This window comes from Streptomyces sp. Ru71, from assembly GCF_002920535.1.
GTDB lineage: Bacteria > Actinomycetota > Actinomycetes > Streptomycetales > Streptomycetaceae > Streptomyces.
On the sequence record NZ_PQSS01000014.1, the window covers coordinates 20,173 to 46,955 of the forward strand.

Genomic DNA, 26,783 nt, shown 5'->3' on the forward strand with positions numbered 1-26,783 from the left:
AGTCATGGAAGCTTTCACCACGCACACCGGCCGGGCCGTCCCGCTGCGCCGCAGCAACGTGGACACCGACCAGATCATCCCCGCCCACTGGCTCAAGAAGGTCACCCGCGACGGGTTCGAGGACGGGCTGTTCGAGGCCTGGCGCAAGGACCCCGAGTTCGTGCTCAACCGGCCCGAGCGGCAGGGTGCCACGGTCCTGGTCGCCGGCCCCGACTTCGGCACCGGCTCCTCCCGTGAGCACGCGGTGTGGGCGCTGCAGAACTACGGCTTCAAGGCCGTGATCTCCTCCCGCTTCGCCGACATCTTCCGCGGCAACTCGCTGAAGAACGGCCTGCTCACCGTCGTCCTCGACCAGAAGATCGTGGACGCGCTGTGGGAGCTGGTGGAGAAGGACCCCACCGCTGAGGTCACCGTGGACCTTGAGGCGCGTGAGGTGCGCGCCGAGGGCATCACCGCCTCCTTCGAGCTGGACGAGAACTCCCGCTGGCGGCTGCTGAACGGCCTGGACGACATCTCCATCACCCTGCAGAACGAGGCGGACATCGCCGCGTACGAGGCGAAGCGGCCGTCCTTCAAGCCGCGCACGCTCCAGGTCTGAACCAACGGGTCGACTTTCGGCCACCGAGAACCCCTTCTGTACCCCCGATCGGCCCGATCGGGGGTACAGCCATGTCCGGGCCCGGACGGCTCCGCGGGGCTCTGGTGCCGGTTTCAACTTCCCACGTTACGGCGGTGGTTGCCGGGGTACGCGAGGTTCAGGAGCGTGGCGCCGCGCGCGGCGGGAAGGGCTGCCGAAGGCGGCAGTTGCCCCCTGCGCGGGCGACAACTCGCCCCAGATGGCACAATCTGTGCATGGAACACGACGGCCAACTCGGGCTCTATGCGGCGGTCGCGGACCAACTCAAACAAGCGCACGCCAGGGTGCGCGCACTGCAAGTCCCGGAGGGCGTACGGATGGCGCTGACCCGGAAGCTGCTGGTCATTACGGCCGCGGCCAAACACGATCTTGCCGGTGCGACAAGGCGTCTGGAGCGGTTCATGGCGGACCTCGACGCGGGGCGCATCCCCGAAGAGGACCGCTGAACACATCCGCGATCGCCGAGTTCGTTGCGGCACAAGGGTGATAAGCCCGTTTCGTGTTTGATTTGCGGTATATATCTGCCTAACGTGCGAAAAAGCTTGAACACTTTCGTTCTGGCGATGTCTCCGAAGGGGAAGACGTGAACAAGGCGCAGCTCGTAGAAGCGATTGCCGACAAGATGGGTGGCCGCCAGCAGGCCGCCGATGCTGTCGACGCGGTCCTGGACGCCATCGTCCGCGCGGTCGTCGCGGGTGACCGGGTCTCGGTCACCGGGTTCGGTTCGTTCGAGAAGGTCGACCGGCCGGCCCGCTACGCCCGCAACCCCCAGACGGGCGAGCGGGTTCGGGTCAAGAAGACCTCCGTTCCGCGCTTCCGCGCGGGCCAGGGCTTCAAGGACCTGGTCAGCGGGTCGAAGAAGCTCCCGAAGAACGATGTCGCGGTCAAGAAGGCGCCCAAGGGCAGCCTGACCGGCGGCGCTTCCGCGACGGTGAAGAAGGCCGCCGCGAAGAAGACCACCAAGGCGGCGGCGAAGAAGACCACGGCCAAGAAGGCCGCCCCGGCGAAGAAGACCACCGCCGCCGCGGCCAAGAAGGCCACGGCCAAGAAGGCGACCCCGGCGAAGAAGACCTCGACGGCCGCCGCGAAGAAGACGACCACGGGCAAGACCGCGGCCGCCAAGAAGACCACGGCGAAGAAGGCCCCGGCGAAGAAGGCGACCGCCAAGAAGGCTCCCGCCAAGAAGTCGACGGCTCGCAAGACCGCCGCGAAGAAGACCACCGCCCGCTAGGAGGCGGGGCGCACGGCCACTCACACGCCGGGCCGGACTCCCTCGGGAGCCCGGCCCGCGGTGTGTTGTGGCCCAGGTGTCCTGGTGGCACGGGGATATGGGACGCGGTGGCCTGCCCGTGGCCGCGTACGGGCGTGCGCGCGCTCAGAACGTCTGCAGGGTCACCAGCGTGATGCGGCGCGGCTCGCCCTCGGTCTCGATGCGCACCCGTTGGCCGGGGCGCAGCATCCGCAGACCGCCCGCGTCGAAGGCCGGGGCGTCGAACGGCAGCGGAGTGCCGTCGTCGAGGAGGACCTGGCCGGTGCGGGTCTCGGGGTCGTACGTGTATGCGGTCGCCTGCATGGCCGCCAGCCTACTGCCCGGGAATCAGCAACCGCGCGGCCACCGCGGCCGTCCGGGGGCCCACGCCCAGGGCCAGCGCGGCGCGCAGGTCGTCGCCGGTGTCCACGTCCTGGCGCACCGAGTCCACCGATTCCAGCGGCAGCTCCACCGCGCCGCCTGCCCGGTGCCGGGCGCGGGAGTCCGGTCCGAAGGCCGGGCGCAATTCACGGTTCCCGGCCGCCGCGAGAAGAGTGGTGCCGATTCCCGCGGCATCCGGGAGAAATGCGCGGGGAAATACCTCGGCCGTCTTCAGGACCCGGGACAATTCCACCGGGCGCAGCGCCGGAAGATCGGCATTCAGGGCCGCCAGGGGACTGTGGGGAAGAACCGCGCGCACGGCCGCCGCCGCGTGCGTCAGGGCGGCGTTCAGCCCGGCGGCCGGTTCGTCCGGGACGATCCGCGCGCCCAGGGCCGCCAGCTCCCGGCCGGCCAGCGCGTCGTTGGTGACGACCGCCACATCGGACACCGCGGGGCAGTCCAGCGCCGCCGCGACCGTGTCCAGCGCGAACGCCAGCGCGAGTCCCGGACGCACCCCGTCCGCCGCCGTGTCCGCGAGCCTGCTCTTGGCCAGCGCCAGCGGCTTCAGCGGGATGACCAAGGTCCACTGCACCGGCGTACCGCCCCTCTCTCGTCGCGGCTATTGTCCCCCGGGTCACCTCGGGCCCGGCGCGGGGGCAGCGGCGCGAAGCTCGGTGCAAGGGCAGTGGCGGGAGACGGGCGGGCGTACGGTGTTCTCGACAGACCGGCGGCTCGGGGCGACACTTGTGCGGCCCCCACGGGCCCCGGTGGCAGCCCTAGAGGAAGGTGTCCGCGTGCCCCGCCGCAGAATCGGCTTCTGGTACCGCTTCGCCGCGGTGATCTGCAAACCACCGCTGGTGTTTCTGCTCAAGCGGGACTGGCGCGGAATCGAGCACATTCCGGCCGACGGCGGTTTTATCACCGTGGTGAACCACAATTCGCACGTCGACCCCTTCGCCTACGCCCACTTCCAGTACAACACCGGCCGGGTCCCGCGGTTCCTGGCCAAGAGCGGGCTTTTCAAGAAGGGCTTCGTCGGCGCCGCCATGCGCGGCACCGGCCAGATCCCCGTCTACCGCGAGTCCACCGACGCGCTCAGCGCCTTCCGGGCCGCGATCGACGCCGTGGAGCGCGGCGAGTGCGTCGCCTTCTACCCCGAGGGCACCCTCACCCGCGACCCCAACGGCTGGCCCATGACCGGCAAGACGGGCGCCGCGCGCGTGGCCCTGCAGACCAAGTGCCCGGTGATCCCGGTCGCCCAGTGGGGCTGCAACGAGCTGCTGCCCCCGTACGCCAAGAAGCCCAACCTCTTCCCGCGCAAGACGCACCACGTGCTGGCCGGCCCGCCCGTGGACCTCTCCCGTTTCTACGACAAGGAGATGACCGCGGAGGTGCTGAAGGAGGCCACCGAGGTCATCATGGCCGCCATCACCCGCCAGCTGGAGGAGATCCGCGGCGAGAAGGCGCCCGCGACGCCGTACGACCCGCGCCGCGAGCGCATCGAGCAGCGCCGCCGCACCCAGGCGCAGGCCCAGGCCCAGGCACAGGCCAAGGCCCAGGCTCAGGCGCAGGCCAGGGCCCAGGCACAGGCAGAGGTGCGCGCACCGGGGAAACAGGCAGAAGGGCAGGGCAAGTGAGCAAGCCGGTCACGCCGGTCAAGGCGGCCGTCCTCAGCGCCGGTTCGTGGGGCACCGCCTTCGCCATGGTGCTCGCCGACGCCGGGTGCGAGGTCGTCCTGTGGGCACGCCGCCCCGAGGTCGCCGAGGCGATCAACTCCACCCGCACCAACCCGGACTACCTGCCCGGCGTGGAGCTGCCCGAGAACGTCCGGGCCACCACCGACCCGGCCGAGGCCGCCGCCGGCGCGGACTTCACCGTCCTGTCCGTCCCCTCCCAGACGCTGCGCGCCAACCTGGCCGAGTGGACGCCGCTGCTCGCCCCGCGCACCGTCCTGGTGTCGCTGATGAAGGGCGTCGAGCTGGGCACCACCATGCGGATGAGCGAGGTCATCGAGGACGTCGCCAAGGTGGGCCCGGAGCGCGTCGCCGTGGTCACCGGACCCAACCTGGCCCGCGAGATCGCCGCCCGGATGCCGGCCGCGGCCGTCGTCGCCTGCACCGACGAGGCGGTGGCCCAGCGCCTCCAGGCCGTCTGCCACACCCCGTACTTCCGGCCGTACACCAACACCGACGTCGTCGGCTGCGAACTCGGCGGTGCCGTCAAGAACGTCATCGGGCTCGGCGTCGGCATCGCGGACGGCATGGGCCTGGGCGACAACGCCAAGGGCTCGCTCATCACCCGCGGCCTCGCCGAGACCACCCGGCTGGGCCTGGCCATGGGCGCCGACCCGATGACGTTCTCCGGCCTCGCGGGCCTGGGCGACCTGGTGGCCACCTGCTCCTCGCCGCTGTCCCGCAACCACACCTTCGGCACCAACCTCGGCAAGGGCATGACCCTGCAGGAGACCATCGCGGTCACCAAGCAGACCGCCGAGGGCGTCAAGTCCTGCGAGTCGGTGCTGGATCTGGCCCGCCGGCACGGCGTCGACATGCCGATCACCGAGACGGTCGTCTCCATCGTGCACGAGGGCAAGTCCCCGGTGGTCGCGCTCAAGGAGCTGATGTCGCGCAGCGCGAAGCCCGAACGACGCTGAGCGACGCGGGGCCGCGGACGCTGTCTCCCTGCTCTACCACCGGGTACTCTCATCGCGATATGAGCACCGAGAACCTTCCCCAGAGCCCTGAGCAGCAGCCCCGCAAGCCGCGCGTGGCCGTCGTGTTCGGCGGGCGCAGCTCCGAACACGGGATCTCCGTGGTCACCGCCGGTGCCGTCCTGAAGGCCGTCGACCGGACGAAGTACGACGTCCTTCCGATCGGCATCACCCAGGACGGGCGGTGGGCGCTCACGGCCGACGCGCCGGAGCGCATGGCGATCACCGACCGCCGTACGCCCAACGTCGAGGAGCTGGCCGAGTCCGGCGAGGGCGGCGTGGTGCTCCCCGTCGACCCCGCCAGCCGCGAGGTCGTCTACAGCGAGCCCGGCTCGGTGCCCAAGGCCCTCGGTGAGGTCGACGTCGTCTTCCCGGTGCTGCACGGCCCGTACGGCGAGGACGGCACCCTCCAGGGCCTGCTGGAGCTGTCGGGCGTGCCGTACGTGGGCTCGGGCGTGCTCGCCTCGGCCGTCGGCCAGGACAAGGAGTACATGAAGCGGGTGTTCACCTCCTTCGGGCTCAAGGTGGGCCCGTACGTGGTGATCCGGCCCCGCGAGTGGGAGCGGGACGCCTCCGCCGCCCGCAAGAAGATCGTCGACTTCGCGGGCGAGCACGGCTGGCCGCTGTTCGTGAAGCCCGCGCGCGCCGGTTCCTCCATCGGCATCACCAAGGTGGACGACCTGTCCGGCCTGGACGAGGCCGTGGAGGAGGCCCAGCGGCACGACCCGAAGATCCTCGTCGAGGCCGCCGTGCGCGGCCGTGAGATCGAGTGCGGCGTGCTGGAGTTCGAGGACGGCCCGCGCGCCTCCGTCCCGGCCGAGATCCCGCCGCCGGACGCGCACGCCTACTACGACTTCGAGGCCAAGTACATCGACTCCACGCCCGGCATCGTCCCGGCGCCGCTCACCGAGGAGCAGACCGCCGAGGTGCGCCGGCTCGCGGTGGACGCCTTCGAGGCGGCCTCCTGCGAGGGCCTGGTGCGTGCGGACTTCTTCCTCACCGAGGACGGCGAGTTCGTCATCAACGAGATCAACACGATGCCCGGCTTCACCCCGATCTCGATGTACCCGCAGATGTGGCAGGCCACCGGCATCAGCTACGCGGAGCTGGTCGACCGCCTCATCCAGGCGGCCCTGCGCCGTTCGACGGGTCTGCGCTGACCCCGCTCTAGTCGGCGATCCCCTCGGGGATCGCCTTCTTGATGCCGGGCGCCAGGTCGACGAGGGGCGCCATGCCGTCGCCGGTCCGCTGCTCGGGGATCGTCACCTCGACGTACGCCTTCCTGAGCGCCGTGGTGAAGCGGAACGAGCCGTCCTGCTGCTTCTCCAGCAGCCAGCCGACCCCGTCCACCTCGACCCCGTCGGCTTCCTCGTCGTTCATCTTCGCGGGCCGCTCCACACCGCACCGCAGTATGATCGCCGGGTCCCCCCAGCCCGCCGTCAGCGGTGACGCGGGGTCGGGATCCCGGCGGTCCTGGTCGTCGACCTCGGCCGGCAGCGCCCGGTCCAGCTCTCGGCAGAGCGCCGCGGCCTTCGCCCCCGGCGAGGGAACCGCCACCGACGCGCTGTCGTCTGCGAAGGAGCAGCCCGCGGCGGCGAGGAGCAGGACGAGGGCGGGCAGGCCGAAGGGCCGGTGACGGAAGAAGCTCACCGGCCAAGCGTAGACGGGGGCTACAGATGCACGACCGGGCAGGTCAGGGTGCGGGTGATGCCGTCCACTTGCTGGACCTTGGCGACCACCATGCGGCCGAGGTCGTCTACGGTGTCGGCCTGTGCGCGGACGATGACGTCGTACGGACCTGTCACGTCCTCAGCCTGGATCACTCCAGGGATCTTGCCGATCGTCTCGGCGACGGTCGACGCCTTGCCGACCTCCGTCTGGATCAGGATGTACGCCTGTACCACGGAACCTCCAGGGCGGCCACGAGGATCATGTGGGGAAAAGGAACGCCACGGTACCGCGTCGCCGCTCCCCGCGGGGAGACCTGCGGGAACCGGGCCTTGCGTGCCGGGGTGCGCACAGGGCGGACAAGGCTTGCTGCTTCGACGGTATCGAGGACACTGGTCCCGCGCGACCGGGCACGGACAGAGACAGAAGGGGAGTCAGGGCAATGAAGGGCACTGTTGGTGAGCTCGGGGAGTTCGGGCTCATCAGGGAGCTCACCTCCCGTCTCACCACCACCCCGGCCGTCCGGGTCGGCCCGGGCGACGACGCCGCCGTGGTGGCCGCACCGGACCGGCGGGTCGTGGCCAGCACCGACATCCTGCTGGAGGGCCGGCACTTCCGCCGTGACTGGTCCACGGCCTACGACGTGGGCCGCAAGGCCGCCGCGCAGAACCTCGCCGACATCGCCGCCATGGGCGCCGTCCCGACCGCGCTGCTGCTCGGCCTGGTCGTGCCCGCCGAGCTGCCGGTGACCTGGCCGACCGAGCTGATGGACGGCCTGCGTGACGAGTGCCAGGTCGCGGGCGCCTCGGTGGTCGGCGGAGACGTCGTGCGCGGCGACACGATCATGGTGTCGATCACCGCGCTCGGCGACCTGCGCAACCAGGAACCCGTCACCCGGGCCGGCGCGCAGCCCGGCGACCTCGTCGCCGTCACCGGCTGGCTGGGCTGGTCCGCCGCCGGGTACGCGGTCCTCTCCCGCGGCTTCCGCTCCCCGCGCGCCTTCGTCGAGGCGCACCGCCGCCCCGAGCCGCCGTACCACGCCGGCCCCGCCGCCGCCGCGCTCGGCGCCACCGCGATGTGCGACGTCAGCGACGGGCTGATCGCCGACCTCGGGCACATCGCCGAGGCCAGCAAGGTGCGCATCGACATCCGCTCCGGCGCCATCGACATCCCCACCCAGATGCACGACATCGGGCAGGCCGTCGGTGTCGACCCGCTGCAGTGGGTGCTGACCGGGGGAGAGGACCACGCGATCGTGGCGACCTTCCCCTCCGACGCCAAGCTGCCCGCCCGCTGGAAGGTGATCGGCGAGGTGCTCAACCCCTCCGCGCTGCCCCAGGTGACCGTCGACGGCGCCCCCTGGACCAGCAAGGGCGGCTGGGACCACTTCGGGGACATCGAGTCATGAGCGCCGCGCCGCCCCGGGTGCTCACCGTGGCCGGCTCCGACTCCGGGGGCGGCGCCGGGATCCAGGCCGACCTGAAGACGATGCTGGCGCTCGGCACGCACGGCATGAGCGTGCTCACCGCCGTCACCGCGCAGAACTCCCGCGGTGTGCAGGGCGCTTGGGAGCTGCCCGTGGAGGCGGTGCGGGCGCAGTACCGCAGCGTCGTCGACGACATCGGCGTGCAGGCCGTCAAGACCGGCATGCTCGCCTCCGCCGAACTCGTCGAGACCGTAGCCGAGTTGCTCGCCGGCACCGACGCGCCCGCCGTCGTCGACCCGGTCGGCGTCTCCAAGCACGGCGACTCCCTGCTGGCCGCCTCCGCGTTGGACTCCGTGCGCACCAAGCTCCTTCCGGTGGCGACCGTGGCCACGCCGAACCTGGACGAGGTCGCTCAACTCACCGGCGTGCGGGTCGAGTCGGAGGACGACATGCGGCGGGCCGCCGAGGCCGTGCTGGCGTACGGGCCGCGCTGGGTGCTGATCAAGGGCGGGCATCTGGCGGGCGACGCGGTGGACCTCCTGACCGACGGCTTTGAGGAGCACTGGCTGCGCGCCCCGCGCCACGACAACCGGCACACCCACGGCACCGGCTGCACCCTCGCCTCCGCCGTCGCGTGCGGGCTGGCCAAGGGGCGGTCCGTGCCCGAGGCGGTCACGGCGGCCAAGGAGTACGTCACCGGGGCGATCGCCGCCGGCTTCGCGCTCGGCGGCGGGATCGGGCCCGTGGACCACGGCTGGGCCCTCACACGGCCCGGCACTCCCTGAGAGCCCACCGGCGTGCTCAGGCCGGGTAGTCCCTGAGTTCGATGGCGGTCGCCGCCTTCTCCGTCAGCCGCTTGAAGAAACCGGCCAGCATCCGGGAGCTGAGCATCCGGTACATCCGGTCCCGGCTGCGGATACGGCGCTCGGTGGCCGGTGCGAAGAACGGGCCCGCGTTGCCGGAGATCTTCTGGCAGCCCCTGGCGAAGTCCCGCACCCGCGTCTCGTACTCGGCGAACGCGACACGGTGGTCGCCGCCCGCCAGCGCCAGCTCCCCGGCGAGGACATGGGCGGCGACGATCGCCACGCCCGTGCCCATCCCGCCCATCGTCGCCCCGTACCCGGCGTCGCCGAGCAGCGCCACCCGGCCCTTGGTGAGGCGGTCGATGTGGATCTGCGCGATGGCGTCGAAGTACAGGTCGTCGGTCTCCTCAAGGGCCTTGAGCACCGCCGGCGTCTCCCAGCCCATCCCCGCGAACCGTTCGGCGAGGATGCGCTTGTGCGCCGCAACGTCCCGGCGGTCGTACGCCAGCCGCTCGGACCGGAACACCAGCAGGGCACCCGCCCGGTCCGGGTCGCCGTCGTAGTTGCCGAGGACGACGCACCGCCCCGGCTCGCTGTACAGGCGGCCGGTGCGGTCCAGGCCCAGGTGGTTGGGCACGCTGAAGCCGGCCACGTAGTGGTCGAAGAAACGCAGGTAGCGGGACTCGTCGCCGAAGACCAGACGGCGGGTGTTCGAGTGCAGGCCGTCGGCGCCGACGACGAGGTCGAAGCGGCGGGACGTGCCCCGCTCGAAGGCGACCTCGACCCCGTCCGGGGTGTCGGTCAGCGCCGTGACCGAGTCGCCGAAGACGTACTCCACGGTGTCCCTGGTCCGCTCGTACACGATCCGGGCCAGGTCGCCGCGGAAGATCTCCACGTCGCCGCTCATCATCTGCGCGGGCAGGTCCACGCGCGGGGTGCCGTCGGCGTCCACGACGCTCTGCCGGCCCATGTGGGTCTGGTGGGCGTGGACGTCGTCCCAGATGCCCATGGCGGTGAGCACCCGGCGGTGCACATGCCCGCGGAAGTCGACCGCGAAGCCGCCGCCGCGCAGCGCGGGCGCCTTCTCCACGACGGTGACCCGCGCGCCGTACCGGGCGAGTCCGAGGGCGAGGGCCGGGCCGGCGACGCTCGCACCGGAGATCAGGACGTCGAGGTGACTCAGGTTGTCGGTCATGCGAGCAGCCTTCCGGCCCGCGCTGACCGTCCCCCTACCGTTCGCTGACCGCCGCTGACCGCAGCCGCCGGCCCCGCTCGAAGGCCTCGTCGTACGCCTCGGGCGACAGGCACGCGCGGGTGCGTCGCACCGTCCGTACGACGTCGGGGTCGCCGTCCAGGCGCATGCCCCGCAGACCGGCCGCGGCGCCCAGCAGTTCGGCCGCCTCCTCTGGCCGTGCGGCCAGCCCGGCCAGGGCGTCGGCGACGTCCGCAGGCAGCAGGACGTCCGGTGACCGCGGCGCCTGGGCGCGGGCCTGCGCGAGCCAGTCGCGGGCGGCGCCCCTGTCGCCCTCGGCGGCGGCCGTGCGGCCCAGACCGATCATGATGCGTACGGTCTCGCCGACACTGAACCAGGTGGCCGCGCACGCCTGGAGGGCGCTTTCGTAGTGCACGCGCGCGCGTGCCGTGTCACCGGCGTGGCGGGCCACGTCGCCCAGGCCGCGCAGCGCGCCCGCCACCTTGTCGGCCGCCCCGGCGGCGCGGGCCAGGTCACGGGAGCGCGCGAAGTGCGCGGCGGCCTCCTCGTGCGCGCCCTGCGCCAGCAGCACACAGCCGCGCCGGTGCAGCAGGTCCGCGGTCTCCTCCGGCGCGTCCAGCTCCCCCACATGGGTCAGGCCCTCGTCGAGGAGGGCGAGGGCACCCGCGTAGTCGCCACGCGCGTACGCGAAGCCGCCGAGCGGGTCGAGGCAGTTGGCCATGCCCCAGCGGTCGCCGGTCGTGCGGAACCCCTCCCACGCGCGTGTGAAGGACGCCTCCGCCTCGGCGGCCCGCCCCGAGAACCAGTCCTGGTAGGCCAGACCGAGGTCCAGCAGCGCCAGCCCCCACGGCTCTTCGCCGACCTGCGCGCGCACGTGTGCGCCGACACTGAGCTGGGGGCCGCCGGTGAGGGACCACACGATCACCGTGAACGGCAGCCGCAGCGGACGGTCCAGCGCGGCCATGACGGCGGCGGCCCGGGTCACGAGGCCGGGGTCGGCGGGGTCGTCGCCCTGCCCCGAGACGGCGTTCATGAGGCACAGGGCGTACTCCTCGGCCAGCCGCTCGGGCGGCTCCCCGCCGACCGCCGCGAGCAGCGCCCGGGCCTGCTCCACCCGTTCGCCGTGCAGGCCGCGCAGCCGCCGGAACCAGGTCAGGGCGGCCATCAGGCGCAGCGCCCGGTGCGGGTCGGTGGCCGTCAGATGGCGCTGGGCGGCGTCCAGGTTGTCGTGCTCGGCGCCCAGCCGGGCCAGCCACGGCAGCTGCTCGCCACCGCGCAGACACGGCTCCGCGCGCTCGGCCAGCCGCAGGAAGTACGCGGCGTGGGCGGACAGGAACTCCTGCGTGCCGGCCGATGCCGGCTGCTCGGCCGCGAACGCGCGGATCGTCTCCAGCATCCGGTAGCGCCCGCCGGCGAGCTCCACGAACGACTTCTCCACCAGGGACGCCAGGACGTCCTCCGGATGCGGCACCGCGCACACCGCCGCCACCGCGTCCAGCGTGGCCCCGCCGCGGAACACGGTCAGCCGGATCGCCAGCTCCCGCTCCTTTGCCTCCAGCAGCTCCCAGCTCCACTCCACCACCGCCCGCAGCGTGCGGTGCCGGGGCGCCTTGGCCCGGTCGCCGCGGGCCAGCAGCCGGAACCGGTCGTGCAGCCGCTCGGCCAGCTCCCGCGGCGAGAGCGTGCGCAGCCGGGCCGCGGCCAGCTCGATCGCCAGCGGCAGCCCGTCCAGGGCCCGGCAGATCTCCGGCACGCGCGCGTCGTCCGCGTCGAGGTCGGGGCGCACGGCCCGTGCCCGGTCCAGCAGCAGCCGTACGGCCGGCTCCTCGGGCAGCGGCGCCACCGGGACCAGCACCTCCCCGGTGATCGCGAGCGACTCCCGGCTGGTGGCCAGGACCCGCACGCCCGGGCAGGCGCCCAGCAGCAGGGCGGTGGTGCGGGCGGCGGCCTCCACCAGGTGCTCGCAGTTGTCGAGCACCAGCAGCACCTCCCGGTCCTCCAGCGCGGCCAGCAGCCGGTCCGTCGCGTCCGTGGCGGGGCTGCGGAAGCCGTCGCGCACACCGAGCGCCGCCAGCACGGCGTACGGGATCCGCTCGCCGTCGGCGAGGGGCGCCAGCTCCACCAGGCAGACGTCCGGGGCGGTGCCGGCCGCCTCCAGGGCGAGCCGGGTCTTGCCGACGCCGCCGGGCCCGGTGAGCGTCACCAGCCGCGACTCGGCGAGCGCCTCCCCGATCCGGGCCAGCTCGGCCTCCCGGCCCACGAACCGGGTCAGCTGCGCGGGCAGCCGCCGCCGTGCCCGGGCCGGGGCGTCGGGCCGCGCCCGCAGCAGGTCGAGGTGGAGGGCGGCCAGCTCGGGCGACGGGTCGGCGCCGAGTTCGGCGGCGAGCGTGCCGCGCGCCTCCTCGAACACCGCGAGCGCCTCGGCGGGCCGTCCGCCCGCGTGCAGCGCCCGCATGAGCTGCCCGTACAGGCGCTCGCTCAGCGGATGCTCCCCGATCAGCGCCCGAAGCTCCGGCACCAGCTCCGCGCCGCCTCCGAGCCCGAGCTCGGCGTCGATCCGGTCCTGCACGGCGGCCAGCCGCAGCTCGTCGAGCCGGGTCCGCTCGGCGCGCGCGTCCGGCAGGTCGGGCAGCGCGGGGCCGCGCCACAGGGCGAGCGCGTCCCGCAGCAGGGCGGCCGCCCGCGGATGGTCACCGGCGTGCAGAGCGGTGCGCCCCTCGGCGGCCAGGCGGGCGAAGCGGTGGGCGTCGACCGCGTCCGGGTCGGCCGCGAGCCGGTAGCCGGCCGGGACGGCGTCGATCCGCGCGTGCGGCCCGAGGCGCCTGCGCAGCCGGGATATCTGGGACTGGAGCGCGTTCGCGGCCTCACCGGGCGGCTCGGCGCCGTACAGGCCCTCCAGGAGGCGGTCTACGGGGACGGCGCGGCCGGCGTCCAGCAGGAGCAGCGTGAGCAGGGCGCGGGGGCGGGGACCGCCGGGGTCGAGGGGGGTGCCGTCGCCGGTGCGGATCTCCGCCGGGCCCAGGATGCCGAAGCGCATTCCCCGGATTCTGGCAGGTCGGGACGGTGCGCGGGTACGGCAAAAAGCCGGCCCACCCGGAGGTGGACCGGCTCAGTGCGGCGAACCGACGGTGGCCGCGCGCTCAGCTGAGCGTCAGCGCGAGACCTTGCCGGCCTTGATGCACGAGGTGCAAGCGTTCACGCGCTTCGGCGTCCCGCCCACCACGGTACGCACACGCTGGATGTTCGGGTTCCAGCGACGGGACGTACGGCGGTGCGAGTGCGAGATGTTGTTGCCGAAGCCCGGCCCCTTGCCGCAGACGTCGCAGTTGGCAGCCACGGGTCACTCCAAAGACTTCAGATGCACTTACGGTCAATCCCGGCATGCCGGGATCCAGATCCTATGATCTGTGAGCGATCTGAGATCTGAGTGGCGGTGCCAGGGGAATCAGCCCGATCGGATCGGGCAACCGGAGCAGCATACAACGACTGCGTCCGTTCGACGAAACTACCATGGCAGCGCAGGGGTCCGCCCACGGCCCTCTTCCTGCGGGCACCGGGCCGGGGTCTACGCTGCGTCCCACGTCCAGCAGCTCAGGGAGGCGCAGGTGGCGCAGGTGCCGCAGACATTCCTCGATGCTCTCGCGGTGCGCACCTGGTGCTCTCTCGCGCTGGACGCGCTCGGGCGCGCGCGCGAGGAGATCGACGCGATCAACGTGTACCCGGTGGCCGACGGGGACACCGGCACCAACCTCTACCTGACCGTGGAGTCCGCGGCCGGCGCGGTCGAGGCCGTGTTCGCCGGGTACGAGATCGGCGCCGCCGCCGGGGGCGAGCGGCCGTCCCTGGCCGACGCGGTGCACGCGATGGCCCACGGCGCGCTCATCGGCGCGCGCGGGAACTCCGGGACCATCCTCGCCCAGCTGCTGCGCGGTATGGCGCAGGTGCTCGCCGCCGAGAGCGACCAGGCTCACACCGACGGTTCGGGGCTGCGGCGCGCGCTGCGGTGCGCGGCCGACTCCGCCCGGCAGGCCGTCGCCCACCCCGTCGAGGGCACCGTGCTGACCGTTGCCGCGGCCGCCGCCGACGCCGCCGAGGGCGCGCGGGGCGACTGCGGGACGGTGGCCCGGGCCGCCTACGACGGGGCGCGCACGGCGCTCGCCGCGACCCCCGGCCAGCTCGCCGCCCTGTACCGCGCGGGAGTGGTGGACGCCGGCGGCCGCGGTCTGGTGACGGTGCTGGGGGCGCTGGTGGAGACGTTCACCGGGGAGGCCCCGGCGGGACCGGCCGGCCAGGCGCGCGTGCAGGGACCGGTCGGCCACACGCACGTACAGGGTTCCGGGCCGGGCGGCGACGCGCAGTCCGGGGCGCAGGTGCCGGGGCAGGCTCGTACGCGGGCCGCCGCGCAGGCGGGGGTGCGGACCGGTGCGCAGGGCACCGCGCGGGCGGAGGCGGAGGCCGGTGCGCGGGACGCCGCCCAGGACCGCGTGCCCCCGGAGGCGGCCGTGACCTGCCCCGACCCCGGGGCGGTTCCGGACGAGGACGGGCCCGCCTTCGAGGTGATCTACCTGCTGGAGGCCGACGACGACGCCGTCGCCCGGCTGCGCCGGCGGCTGGACGCCCTCGGCGACTCCCTGGTCGTGGTCGGCGGCGACGGCCTGTGGAACGTCCATGTGCACGTGGACGACGCCGGTGCCGCCGTGGAGGCCGGCGTGGAAGCGGGACGGCCGTACCGGATCCGGATCACCCACTTCGGCGCCGGCGACGCGCACACCGCGCGCGGCGAGCGCCCGCCCCGCGAGCGGGTCCAGCGCGCCGTCGTCGCCGTCGTCCCCGGCGAGGGCCTGGCCGGGCTGTACACGGAGGCCGGCGCGACGACCGTGCTGGCCCGCCCGGGGGAGCCGCCCGCCAGCGGCGAGCTGGTGGAGGCCGTACGCCGCGCCCACGCGCGCGAGGTGGTGCTGCTGCCCAACGACCCCGAGCTGCGCCACACCGCCGCCGCTGCGGCCGAGCAGGCCCGCACCGAGGGCATCCGGGTGGCGCTCATCCCCACCCGCTCCGCGGTCCAGGGGATCGCCGCGCTCGCCGTGCACGAACCCGACCGCCGCTTCGACGAGGACGTGGTCTCCATGACCTCGGCGGCGGGCGCCACCCGCTACGCCGAGGTCACCGTCGCCGAACGCGAGTCCTGGACCACGGCCGGCATCTGCCAGGCCGGCGACGTCCTCGGCCTCATCGACGGCGACGTGGCCGTGATCGGCGCGGACGTCACCGCGACCGCCGAGACCGTGCTGGACCGCATGCTGGCCGCGGGCGGCGAACTCGTCACCCTCGTCCTCGGCGACGACGCCCCCGACGGCGTCGCCGACCGCCTGGAGACCCGGGTCAGGGAGACGTATCTGGCGGTCGACACGGTGGTGTACCGGGGCGGCCGCCAGGGGGCGCCGGTGCTCATCGGGGTGGAGTGAGCGTCAGGGCGTGGGTGGCTGCACCGCCTGGGCGAGCTGCTGCGCCTCCGTGCGGCGGGCCGTGGCCGTCTCGTCGTCCTCGGGCGCGTCCTCGTACGCCGACAGCACGGCACGCGCGCGTGCCCGCGCCGCGTCGGGGCGGCCCAGCTCGGCCTCCAGCCGGCCCGCGGCCAGTTCCGCGCCGGTGCGGGCGTGCACGGCGTCCCGGCCGAGGGCGGTGAAGACGGCGACCGCCGCGTCCAATTCGGCGAGCGCCTCGTCGGACGGCGCCTGCGAGCGGGTGAGCAGGTCGCCGAACTGCCGGTGGGTGTGGCCCAGTTCGGCGGTCAGCCGATGGCGCGTCTCCTCGTCGTCCCCGGCCGCCGCCAGCGCCGCCCCGCACTCCTCGACCGCTTCGGTCATCAGCTCCCGTGCCCGCTCCGGGCCGTCCTCGGCGCGCAGCGCCAGCCAGGCACGCGCGCGCAGGGCGCGGACCAGGCCGTGTGCGTCGCCCACCGTGCGCCACAGCTCGCCCGCCCGCGCGTAGGCGGCTTCCGCCTCCTCGGCGAGACCCGCCATCTCCAGGTTCGTCGCGGCGAGATGGGCGAGCGTGGCGTGGTCCTCCTGCTCGGGCCAGTGCCGGGCGATCTCGGCCGCCCGCAGCCGCCGTTCGGCCGCCGCACGGTGCTCGCCCAGCTCGCTCAGACAGTCGCCCAGCCACCACAGGGTCTGTACGACCGCGCCGTCACCGTGCGTCTCGGCGCTCACGTCGGGCAGCGCCGACTCCAGCACCTCCGCCGCCTCGGCCCACCGCCCCTGCCGGACCAGTAGCCCGCCGAGCTGCTGCCGCGCCCACGCGCCGAGCGTCGGCCCCTCACCGGCCTCGTCCGCCCAGTGCGCGGCCTCCAGGGCGTGCTCGGCCGCCTCGGCCGCCTCACCCCGGGCGCCGACGACCTCGGCGAGCTGGAGGTGCAGCTGGGCCCGACCCACCGGCGCCAGCTGCGCCCCGCCGTGCTCCAGGGCCGCGCGCAGAGCCCGTTCGGCCTCCGCCGGATCGCCCAGGTGGTGCGCGAGCTGCGCCAGCCGCGCCTCGTACTCGACGGCGAACCACGGCACCCCGGCGTCCGCGAACTCCCGCGCCGCGTCCGCGAACAGCTCCGCCGCCGCCCGCGCGTCCCCGCCGTGCGCGGCGAGTTCGCCGAGCATCGCCAGAGCCTCGGCATGCCGCGCCGCGAGCCGCACATCGTCCCCGGTGCGGCCCTCGACGAGCGCCAGCACCTCCCGTACCGCCGCCTCGGCGCGCTCGGCCACCCCGGCCTCCACCGGTCCCTCGGCCTCGTGCACGCGCCGCATCAGGATGCGCGCCCGGCTCATCAGCACCGACGCGGCCTGCCGCAGTCCCGTGCCGTCCTCGGCGTACAGCGCGAGTATCCGGTCGTACGGCTCCGCGACCGCCGCCAGCGCCTCGTCCACGTCACCGGCGAGCGCCCGCACATACGCCGCACGCGCGCGTGCCGCCAGCGCCTCGCCCGCGTCACCCGCCTGCGCGTACAGGTCGGCGGCCTCCTCGAACAGCTGGGCGCCCTCCTCGCCGAGGCCCATGGCCTCGCGGTCGACCAGCTCGGCCCGGTCGTACGGCGCCAGCTCGACGCCCTGCGCGGCCCGCGCGACCGCCGCCCACGCCTCCAGGGCGTCCGGCCGCAGCGTGTCCGACAGCCGCCGCGCCTCGGCGAGCAGCGCGGGCAGGTCGCCTTCGGCGACGGGTTCGGCCACGGGCGCCGGCACCGGCAGGGCCGTCCGCACGGACCGCACACCGAGCGGGAGCCGCTCCACCAGCGGCCGCCGCGCCATCCGCGCCCGTGCCCACTCGCTCACGTACGTCGTGCCGTTGCGCCGGTCGAAGCGCTCGGCCAGCTCCAGCGCCTGCGCACGCGCGTGTACCGCCAGCTCCTTCGCCGTCCACGTCCGGCCCGCCGGCCCCGGCACCCGCTGCCCGCCCAGGCCCAGCTCGACCAGGCGGTCCATGAGCAGCGCGACCACCGCCAGGAATTCCATGCGGCTGCGCGGATGCCCGTCGTCGGTGAAGTACGCCGGCCGCTCGGCCAGCAGCTCCAGCGCGCGGGCCTCGTTGCCGCTGAGCGCGCAGAACTCCACATGGTCCGCGAACGCGCCCCGCATGCTCTCCATGGCCCGCACCAGCCGAAAGCCCCGCAGATGGTGGGCGCGCGCCTCGTCCAGGCGGCCCAGCCGCAGCAGCGGCACCAGCGACGAGGCGAGCACCGTGTGCGGCTCGTGCGCGCAGGAGAACTCGCCCTCCAGCACCGGCCGCCACGCCTCGACCGCCTTCGCGTCCCGCCCCCGCTCCGCCTGCCACCAGCCCTGCTGGTGCAGTTCGCAGGCGTGGCAGTCGGCCATGTCGTCCCGGTCCGCGGCCAGCCAGGCGGCGTAGGCCCGCTCGGCCCGCGCGATGTCCCCCACATGGGCGGCGACGGACAGCTCGGCGCTGCGCACCGCCCGCTCGGAGTACCCGGCGAGCCGGTAGCGGTGCTCCATCTCGCCGAGCCACTTCTCGATCGACTCCAGCGGGATGTGCGGCTGGTCGAGCATGCCCGACGACATCCACTTGAACACCCAGTGCAGCGAGTGCGCCTCGTACGCGTCGAAGTCCTCGGGCCGTTCGTCCCACATGCGCAGCAGCCGCGCGAACGGGACGAACATCTTCGCCTTCTCGGAGCTGTAGTTGTACACCTTCAGCTGGTGCCCGAGCGCCTCGATCACGGCGAGCGGGATGTTCAGCTTCTCCGCCTCGGCGAGCAGCTGCTCCGCGCGCGCGTTGCGCGCCGGGCCCTCCGGCTGCTCGGAGTTCTCCGCCATCGCCCGGCGCAGCGAGTCGAAGTCCGTGATGTCGCTCATCGTGAGCCGCCCTCCCCGTGCGTCGCCCACTCCAGCAGTGAGATGAAGGCCCGGTTCAGCAACGCCGAGTCGGCGGGCCGCAGGGGCCGCTGCGCCATCAGCAGCGCCTGCCCGTACAGCGACTCGGTGGCCGTGCCGATCAGTTCGGGATCGCCGAGCGCGCTGATCCGGCGGACCAGCGGATTGAGGTGGTTGAGCACCAGACGCGCGCGGGGCGCGCTGCCGCGCAGCGAGCCGAGGATGCCCGCCCACAGGTCGTCCGCCCGCTCCTCCGCCTCGGCGCGCGCCTGCTCGTGCCGGGCCGCCCGGTCGTCCAGGTGCAGCGCGGGCACCGACAGCGGGTGGAAGGCGCGCAGCACCACATCGCAGCCCAGCGGGTCCAGCTTGGCCCGCGCCGCGGCCAGGAAGCCGGACAGGGCCAGCTCCACGCCGGCGTCGACGGAGTCCAGGTGCGCGGTGACGGTGTCCGCGTCCAGCTCCGCTACCGCCGTGCCCGGCCGCACCGACGGCAGCGCCTCCACCAGCTCGCTGTCGTAGGTGTAGCCGCCGTTGACGACACCGACGCCCTGCGCGGAGGCGATCGGCGCGACCTGCCGGTACTCCTCGACCGTGCGCGTGAAGTGCACCACCGGGTGCCGCTGCGCGAACTCCTCCAGCGACAGCCGCCCGTCCGTCGTCTCGAACGGCAGCCACGGCAGCATCGTGCGCAGCATCTCCTTGTCGTGCCGGGCGAGGGACTTCACGCCCAGGTGGTGCACCGACAGGAAGGCCGCGAGCCGCTCCGGGTCGCCCGCGGCGAGCGAGGTCAGCCAGGACCGGATCCGCTCGCCCAGCGCCTCCCGCACCGCCGCCAGCGTCTCGTCCTCGTACAGCGACTCGCGTGAGGCGGTGGGCCGCAGGCTGTCGGTGTCCAGCACGCAGCGCACGAAGAACGCCCAGTCGGGCAGCAGCTGTTCGGCCCGCTCGGTCAGCAGCATGCCCTTCAGGTGCACCCGGTGCCCCGCCCGCTGCGCCGGGCTCACCGCCGACGGCAGCACGTACGCCACACCGCGGATGCCGGCCAGCGGCACGTCCAGGTCGATGGAGTCCAGCGGTGTGAACCCGAACAGCTCGTGGCAGTGCCGGGCGAGCGCCACGCGCCTGTTCGCGGGGCTCGGGTAGGAGCGCTCCCAGGGCGCGGGCAGGTCGGTGACCGCCTCCTCGCCGACCCGGACGTCGTAGGGCAGCAGCGAGCCGAAGTCCCGCGCCAGCGTCAGCACCCGCTCGGGCGCGAGCCACTCGGCGGCTCCGGGGCGCGCGGTGAGGTACACGGTCGTGCCCGGCTCGGGCCGGTCCGTCGCCGGCAGCGGCCGCACGGTGTACGAGCCGTCGTCGCGGGCCGTCCACTCCACCGGCGGCGCCTCGGGGGTCCGGGCGCTGCGGCTGACGACCCGGATCCGCTCGGCGACGACGAAGCAGGCCAGCAGCCCGATGCCGAACTGGCCGAGGAAGTCCGAGCGCGCCTCCCGCAGCCCGTCCGCCCGCTTGGAACTGCGGCCGATGGTCGCCAGCAGGGTGTGCACGTCCGCCTCGGTGAGCCCGACCCCGGAGTCCTCCACGCGCAGCGCGCCGCCCTCGGCGTACAGCCGCACCCGGGCCGGGGCGCCGGGCTCCTCGGCGCGGCGCGCGGTGATGGCGTCGACCGCGTTCTGCAGCAGCTCGCGCAGGTAGACCTTGGGGCTGGAGTACAGGTGGTGGGAGAGCAGGTCGACCAGACCGCGCAGGTCGACCTGGAACGTATGAGGTGTCTGAGGTGACTGGGAAGCCTGGGATGACTGTGAGGTCTGCGAGTCCATCGTCACAGCGCCGCTGGTGGGGGAGGGTCCGAGGGCGCGGGGTCGGGCGGTCCCGGTGGGGCGGGAATCCGCGGGGGATGGCCGGAGCGCGTCATCCTACGGCTCGAACGAACGTCCTGACCAGGGATTTCCCAAGACATACCCGAGGCTTGAACGGTCCCGTCGCCCACAGGTCTACGGCATTGTCAGTGCCGTGGTGTGCAATGGATCTCGTGCCCGCACTGCAAGAACCCTTGAAGAAGGTGCTCGGCCCCGCCACCGCGAAGGTGATGGCCGAGCACCTCGGCCTGCACACCGTCGGCGACCTCCTCCACCACTACCCGCGCAGATACGAGGAGCGCGGCCAGCTCACCCACCTCGCCGACCTGCCGATGGACGAGCACGTCACGGTGGTCGCCCAGGTCGCCGACGCCCGCCTGCACAGCTTCGCCTCCTCCCGGGCCCCGCGCGGCAAGGGCCAGCGGCTTGAGGTGACCATCACCGACGGCAGCGGCCGGCTCCAGCTGGTCTTCTTCGGCAACGGCGTGCACAAGCCCCACAAGGAGCTGCTGCCGGGCACCCGCGCGATGTTCGCCGGCAAGGTCTCCGTCTTCAACCGCCGCCTTCAACTCGCCCACCCCGCCTACGAGTTGCTGCGCGGCGACAGCGAGGAGACGGTCGAGACCTGGGCCGGCGCGCTCATCCCCATCTACCCGGCCACCGCCAAACTGGAGTCCTGGAAGATCGGCAAGGCCGTCCAGACGGTCCTGCCCAGCGCCCAGGAGGCCGTCGACCCACTGCCCGGCACCCTCCGCGAGGGCCGCGGCCTGGTCTCCCTCCCGGAGGCCCTGCTCAAGATCCACCGCCCGCACACCAAGGCCGACATCGCCGACGCCCGCGCCCGCCTGAAGTGGGACGAGGCCTTCGTCCTCCAGGTCGCCCTCGCCCGCCGCCGCCACGCCGACGCCCAGCTCCCGGCGGTGGCCCGCCGCCCGAGGCCCGACGGCATCCTCACCGCCTTCGACGACCGCCTGCCCTTCACCCTCACCGAGGGCCAGCGGAAGGTCTCCGAGGAGATCTTCGCCGACCTGGCCACGGAGCACCCGATGCACCGCCTCCTCCAGGGCGAGGTCGGTTCGGGCAAGACGCTGGTCGCGCTGCGCGCCATGCTCGCCGTCGTCGACGCCGGGGGGCAGGCCGCCATGCTCGCGCCCACCGAGGTGCTCGCCCAGCAGCACCACCGGTCGGTCACCGAGATGATGGGCGAGCTGGCCGAGGGGGGCATGCTGGGCGGCGCCGAGCACGCCACCAAGGTCGTCCTGCTCACCGGGTCCATGGGCGCGGCCGGTCGCCGTCAGGCGCTGCTCGACCTGGCCACCGGCGAGGCCGGCCTCGTCATCGGCACCCACGCGCTGATCGAGGACAAGGTCCAGTTCCACGACCTCGGCCTGGTCGTCGTGGACGAACAGCACCGCTTCGGCGTGGAGCAGCGCGACGCCCTGCGCGGCAAGGGGAAGCAGACGCCGCATCTGCTCGTCATGACCGCCACGCCCATTCCGCGGACCGTGGCCATGACCGTCTTCGGCGACCTGGAGACCTCCGTCCTGGACCAGCTACCGGCCGGCCGCTCGCCCATCGCCAGCCATGTCGTCCCCGCCGCCGACAAACCGCACTTCCTGGCCCGCGCCTGGGAGCGGGTGCGCGAGGAGGTCGCGAACGGCCATCAGGCGTATGTCGTCTGCCCCCGGATCGGAGACGACATCGACGAGGCCGCGGACCCCAAGAAGGCGAAGAAGTCCGCCGAGGACGACGCCGAGAAGCGCCCGCCGCTCGCCGTCCTCGACGTCGCCGAGCAGCTCGCCCGCGGTCCGCTCAAGGGCCTGAAGGTAGAGGTGCTGCACGGCCGTATGCACCCCGACGACAAGGACGCCGTCATGCGGCGCTTCGCCGCCGGTGAGACGGACGTCCTGGTCGCCACGACCGTCATCGAGGTCGGCGTCAACGTCCCCAACGCCACCGCCATGGTGATCATGGACGCCGACCGCTTCGGCGTCTCCCAGCTGCACCAGCTGCGCGGCCGGGTCGGCCGTGGCTCGGCCCCCGGACTGTGCCTGCTGGTCACCGAGATGCCCGAGGCGAGCGCCGCCCGGCAGCGCCTGAACGCGGTCGCCTCCACGCTCGACGGCTTCGAACTCTCCCGGATCGACCTCGAACAGCGCCGCGAGGGCGACGTCCTCGGCCAGGCCCAGTCCGGCGCCCGCTCCTCGCTGCGGGTGCTGGCGGTCATCGAGGACGAGGAGATCATCGCGGAGGCCAGGGAGGAAGCGGCGAAGGTGGTCGCGGCCGATCCGGAGCTGGAACGCCTTCCCGGCCTGCGCACGGCCCTGGACGCCTTGCTGGACGAGGAGAGGGAGCAGTACCTGGAAAAGGGCTGACAGACTGGGAGCAGTCACCTTCTGCGTACACCAGCGACAAGGACCCGAGATGACCCGCGTGATCGCCGGCGCAGCCGGTGGCCGTCGCCTGGCCGTCCCCCCAGGCACCGGAACCCGCCCCACCTCCGACCGCGCACGCGAGGGCCTCTTCTCCACCTGGCAGTCCCTCCTGGGCGGCCCCCTGGACGGCGAGCGGGTCCTCGACCTGTACGCGGGCTCCGGCGCCGTGGGCCTGGAGGCCCTCTCCCGCGGGGCGAGCCACACCCTCCTGGTCGAAGCCGACGTGCGGGCGGCCCGCATCGTGCGCGAGAACGCGAGGAACCTCGGTCTGCTCGGCGCCGAGGTCAGACACGGCAAAGCGGAACAGATCATCCGCACCGCGCCCCCACAGGCCCCGTACGACCTGGTCTTTCTCGATCCGCCCTACGCCGTCACGGACGACGATCTTCGCGAGATCCTGCTCACACTCCGCTCCGAAAGCTGGCTCGCTGAGCAAGCGCTCGTCACCGTGGAGCGCAGCACCAGAGGCGGGGAGTTCCGGTGGCCCGACGGCTTCGAGGCCATCCGGGCCCGTCGCTACGGCGAGGGAACGTTTTGGTACGGTCGCGCCGCCTCTACGTGCGAAGACGCACGATGACCGGACCGGAGAGCGAGGGATCACAAGTGCGCCGCGCCGTCTGTCCCGGGTCGTTCGACCCGATCACCAACGGACATCTCGACATCATCGCCCGCGCCTCCCGTCTGTACGACGAGGTCTACGTCGCGGTGATGATCAACAAGGCCAAGAAGGGCCTGTTCGAGATCGAGGAGCGGATCGACCTGATCCACCAGGTCACCGCCGAGTACGCGAACGTCCGCGTCGAGGCCTTCCACGGCCTCCTCGTCGACTTCTGCAAGCAGCGCGACATCCCCGCCATCGTCAAGGGCCTGCGCGCCGTCAGCGACTTCGACTACGAGCTGCAGATGGCCCAGATGAACAACGGGCTCACCGGCGTCGAGACCCTCTTCGTGCCCACCAACCCCACCTACAGCTTCCTGTCGTCCTCCTTGGTCAAGGAGGTCGCACAGTGGGGCGGCGACGTCTCCCACCTCGTCCCGGCCCCCGTGCTGGAGGCGCTCAACGCGCGGCTGCGCCAGGACTGAACGGGCTACAGTCGTCCCGTCCGTCTCCATCACATCCGTAGAGAGTGGCGAGCACACGGTGGACGTGCAGAAGAAGCTCGACGAGATCGTCACGGCGGTCTCCAGTGCCCGGTCGATGCCGATGTCGGCCTCGTGCGTGGTCAACCGCGCCGACCTGCTGTCCATGCTGGAGGAGCTGCGCGCGGCCCTGCCCGACTCCCTCGCGCAGGCCCAGGAGCTGATCGGCGACCGGGAGCAGATGGTCGAGCAGGCCCGCCAGGAGGCCGAGCGGATCATCGCCGGCGCCCACGCCGAGCGCGGCTCGCTGATCTCCGACACCGAGATCGCCCGCCGCTCCCAGGCCGAGGCCGACCGGATCCTCGCCGAGGCCCGCCAGGAGGCCGAGGAGATCCGCGCCGAGGCCGACGACTACGTCGACTCCAAGCTCGCCAACTTCGAGGTCGTCCTCACCAAGACGCTCGGCTCGGTCGGCCGCGGCCGCGAGAAGCTGCTCGGCACCGGACCCGGCCTCGACGAGGACGGCTACGAGGACGCGGACGCCCCGCAGCGCAGCCACGACCCCGAGACCCTGCGCCGGGACGCCGACGCCTACGTCGACGCCAAGCTCGGCGCCTTCGAGGCGGTCCTGGCCAAGACGCTGGAGGCGGTCGGCCGGGGCCGGCAGAAGCTGCACGGCCGGATCGCCACCGACGACCTCGGCGCGCTCGCCGGCGACACCAGCACCGTCCAGCACTCCAGCGACGCCGACTACCTCGCCGACCTGGCCGCGCTGGCCGAGCAGGACGCCCCGTCCCAGCAGACTCAGCAGACTCAGCAGTCCCAGCCGGCGCACCAGCCCCAGCAGCCCCAGCACGAGCCCCAGTACGCGGCGTACGCCCAGCAGCAGCCGGACCCGTACGCCGGCTACCCGCAGCAGCAGTACGCCCAGCAGGACGCCTACGGCTACCAGCACGCCGACCCGTACGCCTACCAGGGCTACGACACGGGCCAGCAGCCCGTGTACGACCCGCAGCAGGCCCCCCAGCCCCAGCAGTCCCAGCAGGGATACGCCCTGGACGAGACCAGCCTCTTCGACACCAGCATGATCAGCGCGGAGCAGCTGCGGGCCTACGAGCAGGGCCGCGGCCTGTAGCGTCCGGCCCGGATTGGGCCGAGAGCGAAAGGTCCAGTATCCTGGCTCTTCGGTCGCGAGTACGTCCGCGATCAGCGCTGCCCGGAGCTTCCGCGGCGGCGTCCCCCTGAGCTGGAAGACCGAAAGCAGGAATGGCTCACAACGCCCGCCTCGACCACCGCAACCCCCTCGTGTTCGACACGCACGAGCTGGGCCGGCGGCCAGGCGCGCTGCAGCGTCTGACCCGCACGGTCCCCGCTCCCAAGGACTTCGGTCTGGTGGGAGTCATCGGAGTGCCGGAAGGCGCCCCGGTGGAGCTCGAACTCCGCCTGGAGTCGGTCATGGAAGGGGTGCTTGTCACAGGCACCGCCCGTGCCACGGCGAAGGGGGAGTGCGTAAGGTGTCTGGAGCCGCTTCAGCTCGACGTCGAAGCGGACTTCCAGGAGATGTTCTCGTACCCTGACGCCGACGACCGGGGCCGTGTCCAGCACACGGAACCGGGCGACGACGCCGAGGACGACGAGGACAGGCTCTTCCTTGAGGACGGACTCTTCGACCTCGAAGGTGTGCTGCGTGATGCGGTGGTGCTCGCACTGCCGATGCAGCCGGTGTGCCAGGAAGACTGCCCCGGTCTGTGCCCCGAGTGCGGGGTGCGGCTCGCGGACGACCCGGACCACCATCACGACGCCGTCGACATCCGTTGGGCGGCTTTGCAGGGACTCGCCGGCTCACTTCGGGACGGCGACAAGGACGATACGAGCGGCGCCGAAGCGGGCGTCGACGAGAAGCAGGAGAAGTAGCCGTGGCTGTTCCGAAGCGGAAGATGTCGCGCAGCAACACGCGCCACCGCCGGTCGCAGTGGAAGGCTGCGGTCCCCACCCTGGTCGCGTGCGAGCGCTGCCACGAGCCCAAGCAGCAGCACATCGCGTGCCCGTCGTGCGGCACCTACAACAAGCGCCAGGTCATCGAGGTCTGAGCGGCTGGTGAGAGGCACTGTGTCCACGCCCAAGAAGCAGTCGGCGGACAACCAGGCCTCGTCCCACACGCTTCTGGAAGGGCGGCTCGGCTACCAGGTCGAGTCCGCCCTTCTGGTGCGAGCGCTGACGCACCGCTCCTACGCGTACGAGAACGGCGGACTGCCGACGAACGAGCGCCTGGAGTTCCTCGGGGACTCCGTGCTCGGTCTCGTCGTCACCGACACGCTCTACCGAACCCACCCCGACCTGCCCGAAGGCCAGCTGGCCAAGCTGCGGGCCGCGGTGGTCAACTCGCGTGCGCTGGCGGAGGTCGGGCGCGGCCTCGACCTGGGCTCCTTCATCCGGCTCGGCCGCGGTGAAGAGGGCACGGGCGGCCGGGACAAGGCATCCATCCTCGCCGACACCCTGGAAGCGGTGATCGGCGCGGTCTATCTCGACCAGGGCCTCGACGCGGCCTCCGAACTGGTGCACCGCCTGTTCGACCCGCTGATCGAGAAGTCCTCCAACCTCGGAGCCGGCCTGGACTGGAAGACCAGTCTCCAGGAGCTCACCGCGACCGAGGGGCTCGGCGTGCCCGAGTACCTGGTCACGGAGACCGGCCCCGACCACGAGAAGACCTTCACTGCTGCCGCCCGCGTCGGAGGCGTCTCGTACGGCACCGGCACCGGCCGCAGCAAGAAGGAGGCGGAGCAGCAGGCCGCCGAGTCCGCGTGGCGTGCCATCCGCGCCGCCGCGGACGAGCGAGCCAAGGCGGCCGAGGCGGCGAAGGCCGAACAGGCCGTCGAGAACGCCGACGAGGCGTCCGCCTCCGCCTGATCCGACGAACGACGACCGAGCGCCCGTCCCCCACCGGGGCGGG

25 protein-coding genes are annotated in these 26,783 nt (G+C 73.0%); 16 read left to right on the forward strand and 9 right to left on the reverse strand.

Annotated elements, in window-relative coordinates; translation table 11 throughout:
• The first annotated feature begins 4 nt into the window (after positions 1 to 4).
• From leuD to C3489_RS11510, 3 genes are all read left to right on the forward strand, one after another.
• Entirely contained in the window at positions 5 to 598 is a 594-nt protein-coding gene (leuD, locus tag C3489_RS11500) for a 3-isopropylmalate dehydratase small subunit (RefSeq protein WP_103781655.1), read from the forward strand.
• 254 nt (positions 599 to 852) lie between these two features.
• Complete coding sequence (locus tag C3489_RS11505) at positions 853 to 1,083, forward strand: hypothetical protein (protein ID WP_103781656.1); 231 nt, start codon at positions 853 to 855, stop codon at positions 1,081 to 1,083.
• 137 nt (positions 1,084 to 1,220) lie between these two features.
• Positions 1,221 to 1,868: an HU family DNA-binding protein gene (locus tag C3489_RS11510; protein WP_103781657.1), complete on the forward strand. Its 648-nt coding sequence runs from the start codon at positions 1,221 to 1,223 to the stop codon at positions 1,866 to 1,868.
• Between the two features lie 144 nt (positions 1,869 to 2,012).
• On the opposite strand, the gene C3489_RS11515 is transcribed toward C3489_RS11510, so the two are convergent.
• Together C3489_RS11515 and cofC are read right to left on the reverse strand one after the other, a co-directional pair.
• Complete coding sequence (locus tag C3489_RS11515) at positions 2,013 to 2,210, reverse strand: hypothetical protein (RefSeq protein ID WP_103781658.1); 198 nt, start codon at positions 2,208 to 2,210, stop codon at positions 2,013 to 2,015.
• Positions 2,211 to 2,220: 10 nt separating this feature from the next.
• A complete protein-coding gene (cofC, locus tag C3489_RS11520; RefSeq protein ID WP_103781659.1) occupies positions 2,221 to 2,859 on the reverse strand; it encodes a 2-phospho-L-lactate guanylyltransferase in 639 nt (212 codons plus the stop codon).
• A 202-nt stretch (positions 2,860 to 3,061) separates the two neighbouring features.
• Between cofC and C3489_RS11525 the strand changes: the two genes are divergently transcribed.
• From C3489_RS11525 to C3489_RS11535, 3 genes are read left to right on the forward strand one after another with little or no spacing between them, the layout of a single operon-like run.
• A complete protein-coding gene (locus C3489_RS11525) occupies positions 3,062 to 3,904 on the forward strand; it encodes a 1-acyl-sn-glycerol-3-phosphate acyltransferase (RefSeq protein ID WP_103781660.1) in 843 nt (280 codons plus the stop codon).
• Positions 3,901 to 4,920 carry an NAD(P)H-dependent glycerol-3-phosphate dehydrogenase gene (locus C3489_RS11530; RefSeq protein ID WP_103781661.1) on the forward strand — a complete coding sequence of 340 codons (1,020 nt, stop codon included), beginning with the start codon at positions 3,901 to 3,903 and terminating at the stop codon, positions 4,918 to 4,920. Before C3489_RS11525 ends, C3489_RS11530 begins: the two co-directional genes overlap by 4 nt.
• Positions 4,921 to 4,979: 59 nt before the next feature.
• The gene (locus tag C3489_RS11535) at positions 4,980 to 6,137 is read left to right on the forward strand and encodes a D-alanine--D-alanine ligase family protein (RefSeq protein ID WP_103781662.1); all 1,158 of its coding nucleotides are present in this window, start codon (positions 4,980 to 4,982) and stop codon (positions 6,135 to 6,137) included.
• Positions 6,138 to 6,144: 7 nt separating this feature from the next.
• Here the strand turns inward: C3489_RS11535 and C3489_RS11540 are convergent, their stop codons facing one another.
• Together C3489_RS11540 and C3489_RS11545 are read right to left on the reverse strand one after the other, a co-directional pair.
• Positions 6,145 to 6,627, reverse strand: coding sequence for a DUF3515 domain-containing protein (locus C3489_RS11540; protein WP_103781663.1), 483 nt, complete (start codon positions 6,625 to 6,627; stop codon positions 6,145 to 6,147).
• Positions 6,628 to 6,647: 20 nt separating this feature from the next.
• Positions 6,648 to 6,881 (reverse strand): Lrp/AsnC family transcriptional regulator, encoded by a 234-nt coding sequence (locus tag C3489_RS11545; protein WP_029384521.1) that lies wholly within the window; start codon positions 6,879 to 6,881, stop codon positions 6,648 to 6,650.
• A gap of 206 nt (positions 6,882 to 7,087) precedes the next feature.
• Here C3489_RS11545 and C3489_RS11550 point away from each other — a divergent pair, with 206 nt between their 5' ends.
• Together C3489_RS11550 and thiD are read left to right on the forward strand one after the other, a co-directional pair.
• Positions 7,088 to 8,053 (forward strand): thiamine-phosphate kinase, encoded by a 966-nt coding sequence (locus C3489_RS11550; protein WP_103781664.1) that lies wholly within the window; start codon positions 7,088 to 7,090, stop codon positions 8,051 to 8,053.
• Positions 8,050 to 8,856: a bifunctional hydroxymethylpyrimidine kinase/phosphomethylpyrimidine kinase gene (gene thiD, locus C3489_RS11555; RefSeq protein WP_103781665.1), complete on the forward strand. Its 807-nt coding sequence runs from the start codon at positions 8,050 to 8,052 to the stop codon at positions 8,854 to 8,856. The genes C3489_RS11550 and thiD overlap by 4 nt, the downstream gene beginning before the upstream one ends.
• Positions 8,857 to 8,872: 16 nt before the next feature.
• Here the strand turns inward: thiD and C3489_RS11560 are convergent, their stop codons facing one another.
• The 3 genes from C3489_RS11560 to rpmB form a co-directional block, all read right to left on the reverse strand.
• Positions 8,873 to 10,069 carry an FAD-dependent monooxygenase gene (locus C3489_RS11560; protein WP_103781666.1) on the reverse strand — a complete coding sequence of 399 codons (1,197 nt, stop codon included), beginning with the start codon at positions 10,067 to 10,069 and terminating at the stop codon, positions 8,873 to 8,875.
• Positions 10,070 to 10,103: 34 nt separating this feature from the next.
• Positions 10,104 to 13,124, reverse strand: coding sequence for a BTAD domain-containing putative transcriptional regulator (locus tag C3489_RS11565; protein WP_103781667.1), 3,021 nt, complete (start codon positions 13,122 to 13,124; stop codon positions 10,104 to 10,106).
• Between the two features lie 114 nt (positions 13,125 to 13,238).
• Positions 13,239 to 13,424, reverse strand: a complete 186-nt coding sequence (gene rpmB / locus C3489_RS11570; protein WP_003993230.1) for a 50S ribosomal protein L28 — start codon at positions 13,422 to 13,424, stop codon at positions 13,239 to 13,241.
• Between the two features lie 268 nt (positions 13,425 to 13,692).
• Here rpmB and C3489_RS11575 point away from each other — a divergent pair, with 268 nt between their 5' ends.
• Positions 13,693 to 15,552 carry a DAK2 domain-containing protein gene (locus C3489_RS11575; protein WP_103781668.1) on the forward strand — a complete coding sequence of 620 codons (1,860 nt, stop codon included), beginning with the start codon at positions 13,693 to 13,695 and terminating at the stop codon, positions 15,550 to 15,552.
• A 3-nt stretch (positions 15,553 to 15,555) separates the two neighbouring features.
• On the opposite strand, the gene C3489_RS11580 is transcribed toward C3489_RS11575, so the two are convergent.
• Both C3489_RS11580 and C3489_RS11585 read right to left on the reverse strand, forming a co-directional pair.
• Entirely contained in the window at positions 15,556 to 18,444 is a 2,889-nt protein-coding gene (locus C3489_RS11580) for a hypothetical protein (RefSeq protein ID WP_103781669.1), read from the reverse strand.
• A complete protein-coding gene (locus C3489_RS11585) occupies positions 18,441 to 20,279 on the reverse strand; it encodes an HSP90 family protein (RefSeq protein ID WP_103781670.1) in 1,839 nt (612 codons plus the stop codon). Before C3489_RS11585 ends, C3489_RS11580 begins: the two co-directional genes overlap by 4 nt.
• 203 nt (positions 20,280 to 20,482) lie before the next feature.
• Here C3489_RS11585 and recG point away from each other — a divergent pair, with 203 nt between their 5' ends.
• The 7 genes from recG (at position 20,483) to rnc (ending at position 26,740) form a co-directional block, all read left to right on the forward strand.
• Positions 20,483 to 22,693, forward strand: a complete 2,211-nt coding sequence (recG, locus tag C3489_RS11590) for an ATP-dependent DNA helicase RecG (RefSeq protein ID WP_103781671.1) — start codon at positions 20,483 to 20,485, stop codon at positions 22,691 to 22,693.
• Between the two features lie 49 nt (positions 22,694 to 22,742).
• Positions 22,743 to 23,330: a 16S rRNA (guanine(966)-N(2))-methyltransferase RsmD gene (gene rsmD / locus C3489_RS11595; RefSeq protein ID WP_103781672.1), complete on the forward strand. Its 588-nt coding sequence runs from the start codon at positions 22,743 to 22,745 to the stop codon at positions 23,328 to 23,330.
• Positions 23,331 to 23,356: 26 nt separating this feature from the next.
• Entirely contained in the window at positions 23,357 to 23,836 is a 480-nt protein-coding gene (coaD, locus tag C3489_RS11600) for a pantetheine-phosphate adenylyltransferase (RefSeq protein WP_103781673.1), read from the forward strand.
• 58 nt (positions 23,837 to 23,894) lie between these two features.
• Positions 23,895 to 24,968: an ATP synthase F0 subunit B gene (locus C3489_RS11605; RefSeq protein ID WP_103781674.1), complete on the forward strand. Its 1,074-nt coding sequence runs from the start codon at positions 23,895 to 23,897 to the stop codon at positions 24,966 to 24,968.
• 131 nt (positions 24,969 to 25,099) lie between these two features.
• Positions 25,100 to 25,747 (forward strand): DUF177 domain-containing protein, encoded by a 648-nt coding sequence (locus C3489_RS11610; RefSeq protein WP_103781675.1) that lies wholly within the window; start codon positions 25,100 to 25,102, stop codon positions 25,745 to 25,747.
• Positions 25,748 to 25,749: 2 nt separating this feature from the next.
• Positions 25,750 to 25,923, forward strand: a complete 174-nt coding sequence (gene rpmF / locus C3489_RS11615) for a 50S ribosomal protein L32 (RefSeq protein WP_103781676.1) — start codon at positions 25,750 to 25,752, stop codon at positions 25,921 to 25,923.
• 19 nt (positions 25,924 to 25,942) lie between these two features.
• A complete protein-coding gene (gene rnc, locus C3489_RS11620) occupies positions 25,943 to 26,740 on the forward strand; it encodes a ribonuclease III (RefSeq protein WP_103781677.1) in 798 nt (265 codons plus the stop codon).
• Positions 26,741 to 26,783 lie beyond the last annotated feature (43 nt).